The sequence below is a fragment of the Bradyrhizobium sp. Mp19 genome, from assembly GCF_029952935.1.
Lineage (GTDB): Bacteria > Pseudomonadota > Alphaproteobacteria > Rhizobiales > Xanthobacteraceae > Bradyrhizobium > Bradyrhizobium elkanii.
Genome location: NZ_JASAUT010000003.1, coordinates 286,835 through 300,311, shown reverse-complemented (window position 1 = coordinate 300,311; position 13,477 = coordinate 286,835). Strand labels below are relative to the sequence as shown.

The 13,477-nt window shown below is 59.6% G+C and carries 11 protein-coding genes; 8 read left to right on the top strand and 3 right to left on the bottom strand.

Features of this window, described 5'->3' with window-relative positions; translation table 11 throughout:
• Positions 1 to 531 (bottom strand): dTDP-4-dehydrorhamnose 3,5-epimerase, encoded by a 531-nt coding sequence (rfbC, locus tag QJT82_RS06360; protein WP_028338406.1) that lies wholly within the window; start codon positions 529 to 531, stop codon positions 1 to 3.
• A 208-nt stretch (positions 532 to 739) separates the two neighbouring features.
• Here rfbC and QJT82_RS06355 point away from each other — a divergent pair, with 208 nt between their 5' ends.
• The 6 genes from QJT82_RS06355 (at position 740) to QJT82_RS06330 (ending at position 6,638) form a co-directional block, all read left to right on the top strand.
• On the top strand, positions 740 to 2,029 hold the full coding sequence (locus tag QJT82_RS06355) for a class I SAM-dependent methyltransferase (protein WP_051447690.1): 1,290 nt from the start codon (positions 740 to 742) through the stop codon (positions 2,027 to 2,029).
• Positions 2,026 to 2,820, top strand: a complete 795-nt coding sequence (locus QJT82_RS06350; protein ID WP_028338408.1) for a glucose-1-phosphate cytidylyltransferase — start codon at positions 2,026 to 2,028, stop codon at positions 2,818 to 2,820. Before QJT82_RS06355 ends, QJT82_RS06350 begins: the two co-directional genes overlap by 4 nt.
• A gap of 5 nt (positions 2,821 to 2,825) precedes the next feature.
• On the top strand, positions 2,826 to 3,479 hold the full coding sequence (locus QJT82_RS06345; protein ID WP_028338409.1) for a PIG-L deacetylase family protein: 654 nt from the start codon (positions 2,826 to 2,828) through the stop codon (positions 3,477 to 3,479).
• A gap of 68 nt (positions 3,480 to 3,547) precedes the next feature.
• On the top strand, positions 3,548 to 4,600 hold the full coding sequence (locus QJT82_RS06340) for a hypothetical protein (RefSeq protein WP_035630859.1): 1,053 nt from the start codon (positions 3,548 to 3,550) through the stop codon (positions 4,598 to 4,600).
• Positions 4,563 to 6,134 carry a lipopolysaccharide biosynthesis protein gene (locus tag QJT82_RS06335; RefSeq protein ID WP_245288610.1) on the top strand — a complete coding sequence of 524 codons (1,572 nt, stop codon included), beginning with the start codon at positions 4,563 to 4,565 and terminating at the stop codon, positions 6,132 to 6,134. Before QJT82_RS06340 ends, QJT82_RS06335 begins: the two co-directional genes overlap by 38 nt.
• A gap of 15 nt (positions 6,135 to 6,149) precedes the next feature.
• Positions 6,150 to 6,638, top strand: coding sequence for a hypothetical protein (locus QJT82_RS06330; protein WP_028338412.1), 489 nt, complete (start codon positions 6,150 to 6,152; stop codon positions 6,636 to 6,638).
• 17 nt (positions 6,639 to 6,655) lie between these two features.
• Here the strand turns inward: QJT82_RS06330 and QJT82_RS06325 are convergent, their stop codons facing one another.
• Both QJT82_RS06325 and QJT82_RS06320 read right to left on the bottom strand, forming a co-directional pair.
• Entirely contained in the window at positions 6,656 to 8,137 is a 1,482-nt protein-coding gene (locus QJT82_RS06325; RefSeq protein WP_155258323.1) for a hypothetical protein, read from the bottom strand.
• A 173-nt stretch (positions 8,138 to 8,310) separates the two neighbouring features.
• Positions 8,311 to 9,444: a glycosyltransferase gene (locus QJT82_RS06320; RefSeq protein WP_028338414.1), complete on the bottom strand. Its 1,134-nt coding sequence runs from the start codon at positions 9,442 to 9,444 to the stop codon at positions 8,311 to 8,313.
• A gap of 588 nt (positions 9,445 to 10,032) precedes the next feature.
• Here QJT82_RS06320 and wecB point away from each other — a divergent pair.
• The gene (gene wecB, locus QJT82_RS06315; protein ID WP_080686625.1) at positions 10,033 to 11,253 is read left to right on the top strand and encodes a UDP-N-acetylglucosamine 2-epimerase (non-hydrolyzing); all 1,221 of its coding nucleotides are present in this window, start codon (positions 10,033 to 10,035) and stop codon (positions 11,251 to 11,253) included.
• Positions 11,254 to 11,265: 12 nt separating this feature from the next.
• Positions 11,266 to 13,473 (top strand): AAA family ATPase, encoded by a 2,208-nt coding sequence (locus QJT82_RS06310; protein WP_028338416.1) that lies wholly within the window; start codon positions 11,266 to 11,268, stop codon positions 13,471 to 13,473.
• Positions 13,474 to 13,477 lie beyond the last annotated feature (4 nt).

Here is a 13,477-nt window from a genome sequence, read left to right as displayed (position 1 = left end):
TCACGCACCCTGAAGCGGCCAGTTCAGGTCTTTATCGGAGATCGTGCTGACGGCCAGAGGCCAGCTGATGCCGAACATCGGATCGTCGTATCGGACGCCGTTAGCGGCCGAAGGCTCGTAGAATTCCGAAATCAGGTAATTGACCTGAGCGTTGTCGCTCAAGGTCTGAAAGCCGTGTGCGAACCCCTTGGGGATGTAGAGCTGCGAACCGTTCTCCGCTGAAAGCTCGAAGCCGCGCCATTGACGAAAGGTCGGCGAGTTCGCACGCAGATCGACGATGACGTCCCAAATCGATCCGTTCAGGCAGCGCACGAGTTTAACCTCACCGTGCGGCTCATTCTGGAAGTGCATTCCGCGCAATGTCGCCTTGCGCGAGGAGCTCGAGATGCTGTGCTGGGGAAATCTGGTCACGAGCCCGTGTGCGCGAAACTCGTCTTCGCAGAACGTGCGCGCGAAAAAGCCGCGCTCATCGTGTGCAGCCTCGAGTTTGACGAGCCACGCTCCGTCAAGTCCTGTTGCTTCAAAGCGCATGGGACGTATCCACTCCCGGCCGAGAGGCCAATTGTCGACGACCAGTTCTATACAATTTTACTAAAATTTTCAGCATCTGCGTGGTTTACCTTGTTGTTCGATATCGCTTCATATTGTTCGCTTTCATACGATAAAATTCAATCTAACGAGCCCGATTTAAGCGCCGGCAATCTTATATTCGGCAATCCTATATTCATGGTACGGCCCAATGAACGCTCACTCGAGATTCGAATCGATTCGATCGAAATCCTCTCACGGTAACTGCCGTCTGTGCGGCGCGACGTTGAAATCGACGTTTGTCGATCTGGGAATGTCGCCTCTGTGTGAAAGTTTTCTCACAGCCGACCAGACCGACGCCATGGAGCCGTACTATCCGCTGCACACCGTGGTTTGTGGATCCTGCTTCCTGGTGCAACTCCAGGAATACGTCAAACCGGAGCATATCTTCACCGAGTATGCCTACTTCTCGTCCTACTCGACGTCGTGGGTGGAACATGCGCGGCGCTACTGTGAGATGATCAAGGCCAGGCTGAACCTTGGTGCCGACAGCCGCGTCTACGAGATCGCGAGCAACGATGGCTACCTGTTGCAGCACTTCCTGCCGCTCGGGGTGCCGGTCACGGGAATCGAGCCGGCGGCCAACGTGGCCGAAGTTGCGAGGCAGAAGAACGTCCCGACAATGGTCGAGTTCTTCGGCCTGGAGCTCGCGCAGAAGCTGGTCTCGGATGGCAAGCGGGCCGATCTGATTATCGGCAACAACGTGCTGGCCCAGGTTCCGGATCTAAACGATTTCACCGCCGGAATGGCCTGCCTGCTCGCGCCGCAAGGAGTGATTACGCTCGAGTTTCCGCATCTTGAGCGGCTCATCGACGAAAATCAGTTCGATACCATTTATCACGAGCATTTCTCCTATTTCTCGCTGGTGACGATCGATCGTCTGGCGCGGCGGCACGACCTGAAGGTTTTCGACGTCGAGCAGATCACAACGCATGGCGGCTCGCTTCGCGTCTATCTCTGCCGTGCCGACGCGCCTCACGCCGTCTCCACCGCGGTGACCGCACTGCTGGCCCATGAGCGTCGGATCGGCCTGGAAGACATAGGTCAGTACGAGCAGTTTACATCGCGGGTTCATCGCACCAAGCGCGAACTGCTGTCGTTCTTGATCGCGAGCAAGAACAAGGGGGCGCGGATCTGCGGCTATGGCGCTCCCGGCAAGGGCAACACGCTGCTGAACTACTGCGGCATCGGTACCGACTTCCTCGACTTCACCGTGGACCGCAACCCCTACAAGCACGGCCGCTATACGCCGGGAATGCACATTCCGATCCTCCCGGTCGAAGCCATCGACGAGGCTCGCCCCGACTACCTGTTCATCCTGCCCTGGAATTTGAAGAGGGAAATCGTCGTGCAAATGCGGCATGTCGCGGACTGGGGCTGCAAGTTCATCGTTCCGATTCCTAACGTCGAAATCATCGATCCGCGTGAGGTTGCGCCATGAAGGTTGTCCTTTTTTGCGGCGGTCTCGGTACGCGGATCCGCGAGTATTCGGAGAGCATACCGAAGCCGATGGTCCCGATCGGCCATCAGCCGATCCTCTGGCATGTGATGCAGTATTACAGCCAATACAATCACAATGATTTCATATTGTGCCTTGGCTACAAGGCGAACGTGATCAAGGATTACTTCCTCAATTATCGCGCGACTGCGAACAGCGACTGCGTGATTTCGGAGTACGGCAAGAAGGTCGAGCTGATCGGCGAACATCAGCCGGACTGGCGGGTTTCGCTGGTGGATACGGGGACATGGCGCAACATCGGGCAGCGCTTGCTGGCCGTCCGCCATCTCGTCCAGGACGAGGAGATGTTTCTTGCGAACTACAGCGACGGGCTGACCGACGCGCCGCTGCCTGACATGATCCAGAAGTTCAAGGAAAGCGGAAAGATCGGTTGCTTCGTGGCAATCCATCCACCGATCAGCTTCCACCTTGCCGAGTTCGATGCCGAGGGGTCGGTGCAGCGGATTCGCTCCAGCCAGGAGTCCGAGATCTGGATCAACGGCGGCTACTTCATCTTCCGCAACGAAATCTTCGACTACATCAAGGAGGGAGAAGAGCTTGTCCAGGAACCGTTCAACCGTTTGATCGAGGGCGGTCACCTCATGGCCTATCGCTATGAGGGTTTTTGGCGCGCCATGGATACCTTGCGCGACAGACAAGTGTTGGAGGACATGGTGGAGCGCGGCGACACGCCATGGCGGCTGAATCACTCGTCGGTAGCCAGCGCAGCGTAACCGGAATGAGAGCATTGCAGCTTGCCAGGCCCGGAGACCGTCTGTCGATCCTGTGCCTTGGCGCCCATTCGGATGATATCGAAATCGGCGCGGGAGCGACGCTGCTCGGGCTGATCGAGCGCGGCATCAAGCTGGACGTGCATTGGTGCGTTCTAAGCGGTGGCGCCATACGGGAGGCTGAGGCCAGAGCGTCGGCGGCCGACTTCTTGCGCGAGGCTGCATCCGCGAATGTCGAGGTGCTGTCGTTTCCCGATGGATTCTTCCCGGAAAGGGGAGAGGCCATCAAGGAATGGTTTGAATCGCTGAAGCGGCGGGTCGAGCCCGACGTCATTCTGACGCATCGCAGGGATGATGCTCATCAGGACCATCGTCAGGTCTGCCGCCTGACCTGGAACACGTTTCGTGATCATCAGATTCTGGAATACGAGATCCCGAAGTGGGATGGCGACTTCGGTCAACCCAACGTTTACATGCCGGTATCGGCGGCGGCGCTCGATCGTAAGATTGAACTCCTGCTCAGGCATTTCGGGACGCAGCGATCCAAGCAGTGGTTCGATGCAGACACCTTTCGCGGCCTCGCACGGATTCGGGGCATGGAGTGCAGGGCTACGGAACGCTTCGCCGAGGCATTTTTCGGGCGAAAGTTGACACTGATCTGACGATGGTTGCGCGGACGTCACGCAGCCGGCGAATTTCTGATTGCAGGGTGTATCTCAAGGCGCACGATATGAGCACGCTATTTTCAAGCATCTTTCGCGCTGGTGACCTGGTGGAGGTCAGAAGCAAGGAGGAGATCCTCGCGACGCTGGATGCCAACGGCCGCCTGGAGGAAATGCCCTTCATGCCCGAGATGCTGAAGCATTGCGGCAAGACGCTTCGCGTCGGCAAGCGAGCTCACAAGACCTGCGATCCCGCGCTCGGTATCGGCGGGCGCAAGATGCTGAACACGGTTCATCTCGAGAACATCCGCTGCAACGGCGCGGCTCATGACGGCTGCGAGGCGGCCTGCCTGATATTCTGGAAGGACGCCTGGTTGAAGCCGGCGGGCGAGAAAAGGCCGTCGCCAGCTGGCGCTGGCAAGCCGTTCAGGTCTGGCGGCTGCAGCGAGGAAACGCTGTGGAGCACGATCAAGCATCCGCCGAAGGTCGGCGAAACCGAGCCGACCTACGTTTGCCAGAACACACAGGTCAAATTCGCCACGCAACCCCTGAAGTGGTGGGATCCGCGTCAGTATGTCGAGGACTACACTTCGGGTAACGTGCGGTTGCAGGACCTCGTCGCCGGATTGACCTTCTCGGTCTGGCGCACGGTCACCGAAGCGGGGCTGGGCATTGGCACCGCGATGCGCTGGATCTACGACACATTCCAGCGCATGAGAGGTGGCGTACCTTATCCGATCAGGCCCTTCGGCGTGCCGGAGGGTAGCAAGGTCCCGCAGTCCCGGCTTGATCTGCAGGTGGGCGACGTCGTGCGCGTCAAGCCGTACAAGGACATCCTCGAGACACTGGACTGCAATTACCGCAATCGCGGCCTGTATTTCGATCCGGAGATGGTACCGTTCACGGAACGCGAGTACGAGGTCGAGAGGCGTCAAAAGCAGATCATCGACGAAGGTTCGTGCAAGATGGTCCGTTTCAAGACGGACGCGATCATCCTGAAGGATGTCGTGTGTGAGGCGCGCTATGCGATCTGCCGCCGCTTCTGCCCGCGCGCCATCTATCCCTATTGGCGGGAAATCTGGCTTGAGCGGGTACCTCAAAGCCAGAATCCAGCGAATTGAGCGGGAACGACGCGTGCATCGGAACGAACGCACCGATCAGTATTTTGCGGACAACAAGCCATACTCCGGCCTTGGCCGCAGGTCGCTGCACAGCGGCGTGGCCTTCATCGCTGCGCGCGGACTGAATATCTTCGTTCAATTGGCCTCCACGATCGTACTGGCGCGACTGCTCGGACCGCATGATTTCGGGTTGGTGGCCATGATGCTGGCCCTGATCGGCTTTGCTCCCCTTTTCGTCGATCTCGGGATGAGCGAGGCCTCCGCCCAGCGGAGCAGCATCTCGCGCGCCGAGGTCAGCACGTTGTTCTGGCTGAATGTTCTGATCGGCGTCGTGCTGGCTGTCGTGCTGGCTGCGTCCGGTCGGTGGATAGCGCGTGCCTTCGGCGAGCCATCGCTCGCGGGCATGGCGTTGGCATTATCGGTGACCTTCCTGATGATGGCCTTGTCGACGCAACATTATGCGCTGATGCGTCGGGCAATGCAGTTTCGCCGCATCGCGATGATCGACATATCGGCGAACATCATCGGAAGCGCTGCAAGCGTTGGACTGGCGCTTTCGGGCTGGGGCTACTGGGCGCTGATCGCCAAGCCGATCATAACGTCGGCCTTGACCGTCGTGGGAGCCTGGACCGCCTGTCGATGGATACCGGGCAGGCCGAGGCTCACGCCAATGGTCAAGGAACTGCTGCGGTTCGGGCTGGGAGTCACCGGCTTCACCATGACGGATTACTTCGCCCGTTCGGCGGACAGAATCGCGATGGGGTATTTCCTCGGTGCAGGGCCGCTTGGCTATTTTCAGAACGCCTTTACGATCTACAACAACCTGCTGTCGATTCTCAGTGAGCCGCTGCATAACATCGCGGTTTCGGGGCTGAGTAAGCTCCAGCACAGTGCAGCCGAACTGAAGCGCTCCTGGGAAGGCGCGCTTTCATTGCTTTGCTACTTTTCGGGGCCTGCCTTCGCGGCCCTGGCCGTGAGCGCTCATGACATCGTGATCGTACTTCTCGGAGAGAAATGGTCTCCCGCGGGCCCCTTGCTCTGCATCCTCGCCATTCGCGGCATTGCCGACTGCATCGAGCGAACTCTCGGCTGGGTGCATGTCGCGGTCGGGCGTCCCGATCGGTGGATGCGATGGGGCATCTTCAGTGCAATCTGCCAACTGGTTGCGCTTGCAGCCGGACTGCCGTTCGGTGTGGTCGGAGTGACGATCGCCTACACGGTCACCATGTTTGTGCTGTTCGTTCCTGCGCTCGTCTATGCCGGCAGGCCTGTCGGGATCACAATCGGGGATGTCCTGCGCGCGACAGCGCCGCAGACCATCGCTGCGCTGGTCGCCGTCGCGGTCGCTTTCTCGATACAGGAGGCATTCCTGCAGGAATTGCCGCGGTTGCTGCGAATCCCCGTCGCGAGCGCGATCTGTGTGACGGCCTACCTGGCCGTCGTGGTCGGGGTTTTCAGGATCACGCGGCCACTGCAACTCGCGTGGTCCTTGCTACGCGATTTCGGCATTGTACGACTGCAAGTCAACTCCTGATCCTGGATTACGTCCATGACCTCCTTTGAGCGCTTCCTGATTAACTTGGACACGTGGCCCGCCGGGGCATTCCTGAGGATCGGCCTCGGCCTTTGCATTCTGCCGGTGTTCCGACTGCTGTCAGCCGGCGACGATCGTATCGTGGTCGCGTTGCCGATGTTTCTTGCCCTGCTGCTCGCGCTTCGCCTTGTGCCGGCCGTGTGCCGGCGTGTTCTTCCGTTTTCGCGCGAAGCGAAAGACCTGTGGTTCAAGCGTCGCAATCTTGGCAAGAGGTACGACTCCTACCAGTGGCAAAAGCTCTTCTGGATGGGGCTGGGCATGCTGCCCTACGCGCTGATCTCTGGAGGATTGGGGCGCGGGGAAATTGTGCTGCTTGCGATCTGTACGATCGGCGGCGGAGCAGGGCTGCTGCTTTGGCGTAGGACCGGCCAGCTCAGCGTCGGTGCCGCCGCTGCGAAGGCAACCAAGTTGCCGCCAGCCGCGGTCGCGTCGACGCCGCCCTAGGACCGGGCCGCCCTACATTACGGGAGCTTGCGGCACTCGGTGAACCTGTCGCCGTCCGGCGTTTCCGCCCTCTCGAGGCAATGTGCCTTATCGGTAACCTTGCCGGCTACGACAAAGTCGTAGGCCTGGTTTTTGAAGACCAGCACGTAACGGCCGGGTGAGAGGACGAGATCGGGGTTCACTGGCTGCAGCTCGACCATCTCGCGGTTTTCAGGGACCGGCGCTACGGTCAGGTCGACGGAAACGGACCGGATCGCCCAGGCATCGTTGGCCATAGCGACTGCCGGCGACGACGCTGTTCGTGCGACCTGGGCGAGAATGCGTAATTGTGCATTGTCGGGCGCGCTTGTCATAAGCTCGCGCTGATACGCGACAAACGAAAGCGGGCCGTGCGGCACCACAACGGTGCCCGGCTTCGTGGTCAATACCGACACGGCGATCCGGCTGTCGGGAAGGCGGATGTTCATCGGCTCGAGCCGGATCATCCGCCCGTTGCTTGACGCAAAAATCCCATATGTCGTCGGCAGTGAACGCGCGGGTGGTGCGGTTGCGGCTGCTTCGATCGGAGCACGATGTACGAAAGTGGCAATTGCCGGTTTCAGCTTGCGTCTGCTTTGCGGTGGCGGCTGAACGGGCGTCGCGTTCGAATGGCTGACAACCTGGGGTGCTGTGCTGAACAGGGATGCAACATTGCCCCGCATGAGCATTCCGGTCCCAATCGCGAGCAGAACCGTTGTTGGAGCGAGGAACCATACAAAGTTGCGCACTTTCCATTCGCTGGTGACCGAACGTCGGTCCCGCGGCGAGCTCTGAAGTTCTTCGGCGATCAGCTTCTCGATTAGTATCGTCTGCTGTCCCTGCACCGCGACGCTCGCCTCGGCAGTGCTGGTGTGCACGGGCGGTTGCGCTGCTAGACGGATTGACGCCGGTGGCACCGAGTTCGAACCTGGTTCCGCGGCCGGACTGAATCCCTCTCCTTCATCTGCCTCAGTCGTGTACAGGGCTACGGCTGAGCCGGCATGCGAGTCCGGTGGTGCTGGCTGCAGGCGGTTGTCGGATTCCTCCGCTGAAACATCGTTTGGATCGGCCGCAGGGGAGATGGACAGATCGTCTGGTCCGGCATCGGGCCGAGTCACGTTCGTCCGGCGTCCGATGTTCTCCGCGGCCTCATTCAGGCGCCGACTGACCTCATCCTGCGGGACCACAATCGGCTGCCGGGGTTGCTCCAGGTCAAGGAGCGGATGAGCTTCATTCGTCGGTCCACCGTTCGGCAAGCCCGGATCCTCGCCAAGGACCGTCGGTTGCTTGTCGGGCGGACTGTCTGGCGGTCCGGCGGGATCGCGCTCCGGATTTACGGGCTCGCGCAGGCGGGCTTCGACGAATTGCGTCCAGGCGCCACGCCGTCGCAGAGGTGCAGCAAGCCTGTCTGCCTGACGTGGCAAAGGCGGCGCATTCAGGGTGGCCGCTTGAGCCGAGGGAAGCTGACTGGAGCGTTTCATGCCTGGATACGCAGCTTGACGTTTGTCCACCGTTGCGGACGTTCGCGACACCCTGGCGATCATATGATCGAGATCGCCTACCTGCTGGGATGTAGCAGCCGCCACTTAACAGGGCGTTAACCATAAACCGGCGGAAATGCCGCATTGCTCCGTATCACTCGAGGTGAACAATTTCAGGCGGCTGCTGGCAGCTCAAAGGATCCGGCGATCTGGCGCAGACGGTTGGCTCGTGCGCTCATCTGGTCGGTGTGAGCAATACCGAGGATGTCGAATACCGTCTGTATGCGGTAGAGCCAATCGTGCCGCAGCGCGGCTTCCCGGACGTTTGCGTTCTGAACCGCTCGCAGTCGCGCCGGGTCTGCGTCCAGCGCTTCGAGGATCTGGCAAATGTCCGGCGAATCGAAGGGCACATGAATGACGGCGTCGGGCCAGTCGAACTGCCGTGCAAATTCTTCGGTGCGCGGCGCTTCTCCGACCATCACTGCCCCGGCTGCTGCACCTTCATAATAGCGAGCGGAAATCTCGTCACGGCCGGCCGTGAACTCCGGGTTGTTGACGTGGCTGCGATTGGCAATGAAATAGCGGCTGCGCTGGAGGATATTCGCAATCATGATGCGGTGTTCTTCCGGATTGTCGACCCGGAACGTCCTTTCCTTCCGGTTCGAACCGCTCGCCGCCACAGTGTCGTAGTAGTAGAAGAAGCGCTCTCTCTCGGCGCCGGCCAGCAACGCGGCGTGGGTCGTCGCCGAACGACGTCCGATGTTGCACACGGCGATCGATCGCTGCTGCTCGGGCTTCGGCGCGAACCGCTCCACGTCGACAGCCAGCGGCAGATAGCTGCACGGTCGACCCGCTATGCGCGCGATCTGCGGTGCGCAGTGATGCAGGCCGACGAATATATGATCAAATCCGGACAGGAGCTCGATCAGATACTCCGGGATGTCGTCTGCCCAGACTTCAGTGATGAAGCATGCGGCCTTGCGACACCGCTTGCGCCAGTCGGGAATTGCGGCGAGCGCGTGGAGCTGATACGCATTGCTGAAGATCGGAAAGAACAGTTCGTAATCGCGTTGCAGCCGCAACTGCGGCGGGGAGGGTGCCAGCACACCCGCCAGTTTGGTCGATCCTGAGGCAAGGCGCGTCCACTTGTAGACCCGCCGCGAGAACTCCAGTGCAGCACGATCTTGAACATCGAGCCGATCGGCGCGCGTCATCGCCGCCAAATTGTCCTCGAACTCATAGCTGAGGCAAAATGCGACAAGATCGGAAATCCGACGCTGCGAGAGGAGTAAAACCTTGCCTTCCACGAGGCGCTGCCTCCGATCTATCAAATGCCGGAAAGTGCCGGCCACACGACTTCCGGAATCCCCCGACCAGCAGCGGGTTGCGCGGTGATCGTCGTCACGGACGGTGCCAATCAACGCAAGTCCACATACGCTATTTAATCTTGTTTTGTCCAAGTTTTCCCGAAATTGGATAATGCGAGCCTGTCATTGGAGTTCATTGCACGCGTGGGCATTCTCGCCGAGCCGTTGCGAATGCAAGCCCGAGGATGCATCGATGACGATTGCGAACGGTACAGCGAATGCGCGTTAACCTGGAGAAGTTAAATCTGGAACTCGCCGGCGGTAGTGAAGAAACGTCAGCGGACAATCACTGGATGCGCGTTAACCCGAAAAAGTTAAATCTGGAACCGCCTGACAACAGCCGGCTTCGATGATGCGCAACGCCCTCTGCGGCAACCCCGAGAATTAGCTATAAATTTCATTTAACATGTGCCGAGCCAACGTTGGCGATGAACGCGTCGGGAAAATCCGGTAGCGTGCCGCATCATTTCGACACGGCAAGAATATTCAAAACGGCAAAATTTTTGAACACAGGCGGCGTCGGGCTTCATGCGTATTCTTAGCGTATTTGGTACTCGTCCAGAGGCGATCAAGATGGCACCGCTTGTGCTGGCGCTGGGCGAAGCAGAAGGAATTGAAACGCGCGTCTGCGTGACGGGCCAGCATCGTCAGATGCTCGACGATGTGATGTCGGCGTTCTCGCTGAAGGCTGACTACGACCTGAACATCATGCGACCCAACCAGTCGTTGAGCGAAGTGTTCAGCGCGGTCATGACCGGAATCGATCCGATCATCGCCGACTACAAGCCGGACTACGTTCTTGTACAGGGTGACACCGCAACCAGTACGGCGGCCGCACTTGCCGCGTTCTTCCGGTCGGTCAGTGTCGGGCATGTCGAGGCGGGACTGCGAACCGGCAATCTCATGAGTCCATGGCCGGAGGAGGCCAATCGGCGAGTCACTGCGGTCGTTACGACGAGGCATTATGCACCGACGTCGCGTGCGCGTTCTGCCCTGCTGAAGGAAGGCTATCCACCAGAGGCCGTCATTGTCACCGGCAATACCGTGATCGACGGGCTGCTTCGCATGGCCGCAAATATCGCTCAACCGGGCGAGCTTCGCCGGTCGCTCGAGGTGAAATACTCATGGCTCGATACGTCGAAGCGACTTGTTCTCGTGACCGGACACCGGCGCGAGAGCTTTGGATCCGGGTTCCGGCAAATTTGCGAGGCATTGAAGACGATCAGTCGGCGGGACGACATTCAGATCGTGTATCCCGTTCATCTGAATCCGAACGTGCGCGGGCCGGTATTTGATCATCTGCGCGATGCGTCGAATATCTTCCTGATCGAACCCTTGAACTATCCCGAGTTCGTCTACCTCATGACGCGCTCATATCTCATCCTCACCGATTCCGGTGGAATTCAGGAGGAGGCACCGGCGCTTCGCAAGCCCGTGCTCGTCATGCGAGATACCAGCGAGCGCATGGAGGCCGTTGACGCCGGCGTAGCTCGCCTGGTCACCACCGACCCGGCTCGCATTGTTGCGGGCGTCGAGCGCCTGCTCGATGTGCCAGCGGAGCACGAAGCCATGTCTCTCGGTGCCAATCCGTTCGGTGACGGGCGCGCCAGCAAACTGATCGTGCATGATCTTCTGAATGTCCGTCGGCCGAAACATCCAGCTGATGGCATAGCGAGCGTCAATCTTTTGTCGAATACCGAGATGCATACGAGACCGCCGCCGCCGTCGATTCCCCAACCGGCCCACTGATCAGACGAAGCCATGGACACCAGAACCAATCAATTGGTCATTCAGGAATACGGCCAGCCGCTTGCGGAAGACTACGGTCCGCCAGCGGCGGCCCGACCGACTTTCGGCTTGTGGGACGTCGTTGACGTTCTGCGCCGTGAATGGCGGTTGCCCGTTATCGGACTGTTGATTGGGCTGGCGGTCGCCGGGGCTTCCGTTGTTGTCATGAAGGCGCCCTACAAGAGCAGTGCGCGCATCCTCATCGATCGAAGTCTCAATCGTTATCTGCAGACCAACAAGATCGTGGATCAACCGACGATGGACGAAGTGGAGGTCGGCAGTCAGCTTTACGTACTTTCATCCGACAGGGTAATGCTGCCGGTCATTCGTTCGCTGAATCTGGCCAGTGATAGCGAGTTTGCCGGCCGATCTGCGCTTGCGAGCGCCACAGACGGGAGCGCCAGCACGGCGGCAGCCACAGCTGCGGCTGAACGAGCTGCTCTCGAAGCTCTGTTGAAGCGCGTGACAATTGCGCGAGAGGATGTCGCCAACGTTATCAATGTGACGGTCGAGTCGCAGAGTGCGGAGAAGGCCGCGAAGATCGCCAACGGCATCGTGGATAGCTATCTCGCGTCCCTGCAGGACGCAAAATTGAAGTCGACGCAGAAGGTGAGCGGATGGCTGCAGGAGCGGCTCATCGAGCTGAAGAAGCAGGTAGCCGACGCGGACAAGGCGCTGCAGGACTTCAAGACGGCTAACAACCTCAGTAGCACTGGCGCGCAGGACACCGAGCTCCTGGCAAGTCTGAATACCCAACTGATGAATGCCAAGTTCGCGGCAGTCGAGGCAAAGGAGCGCCTCGACCGTATCAAGCGGACAGAGGCAAACGGGATTCCGTCAGCCGTGTCGACGGATGCGCTGTTCAACGACAGGCGGGCGGCAGTCATCAACTTCGCGCTCAACAACAGCGAACTTGCACGTCTCCGCACGCAAAAGCGCGACCTTGCGTCTCGCCTTGCGGAAATGGAAGCTCGCGTCGGTCGCAAGCACGCGGCTGTCGTCAAGCTTCGTGCGCAGCTGAACAGCGTTGACGCTGCCATTCGGTCCGACGAGGGGCGCATTACCGATTCCTACGCCAGCGAATACGAAGTCGCCAAGGCACGACAGACCGAACTCGAAGACACGGCCGCAAAGCTTTCCGCGGAGACCGGAAGCCGGCTGCGCGAACTCGAGAGCGCCGCCGAGGCGCTGCGCAATCTTTATAGTGGCTTCCTGCAAAAGCATAAGGAGATCGAGGCGGCGCAGGCTGAGACGCTTCCGGCCCAGAGTGCGCAGATCATCGCAAGAGCAGTTCCGCCGCTGACAAAGAGTTCCAAGAAGACCCTCATCGTGGCGGCAGGCAGCATTTTTCTTGGCCTGTTTCTCGGCATAGGCTCTGCCTTCGGACGTGAATGGATGGCGGACGTATTCCGTACGCCCAAGGCCGTCGAACAGGTGACCGAAACACGGTGCATCGGACTGCCCTTCGTCTACGCTGGTCAATTGCCAATCGAGGAGCATGTCCTTGCTGCCCCCTTCTCGCGCTTCGCGGAAGGCCTTCGCAATGTGAAGGCGATGCTCGACCGTTCGTCCGCCGCGACCGGGGGCAAAGTCATCGGCGTCGTGTCGGCGGTTTCGAAAGAGGGAAAGACAGTCGTTGCCGCCAATCTTGCCGCGCTCATATTGTCGTCCTCTGGATCGCGCACGCTGTTGATCGATGCCGACCTTCATCTCCGGAATCTCACGACTGCACTTTCCCCGGATGCGAAGGTCGGGCTTTTCGACGCGCTGGAAGATCCCTCTCGTCTTGACGAGTTTGTTTGCAAGCGGCCGCATTCGGGGCTGGATGTCCTGCCAAATGCGTGCACGGTCAGGATTCCAAACGCCGCGGAGCTCCTGGGCTCGCAGGAAATGGAAAACCTGCTCGCCGTTGCACGGAAATCCTATGACTACATCGTGGTGGAGGTGGCGCCGATCATGTCGGTGGTCGACGCAAGGCTGATCGAGCGCTTCATCGATGAGTTCGTCTTCGTTGTGGAATGCGGTCAGACCAAGCGTACGAGCGTGCTCGAAGCCTTGTCGGTAACGCAGCTCATCCGTGAGCGCGTGTCGACCATCGTGCTCAACCAGATTGACCCTCTTGAGCTCAGAACCATCGAGGCAAGAAATGGGGTCAGGTCCGAAGGATATTACCGGGAGTAAGGCT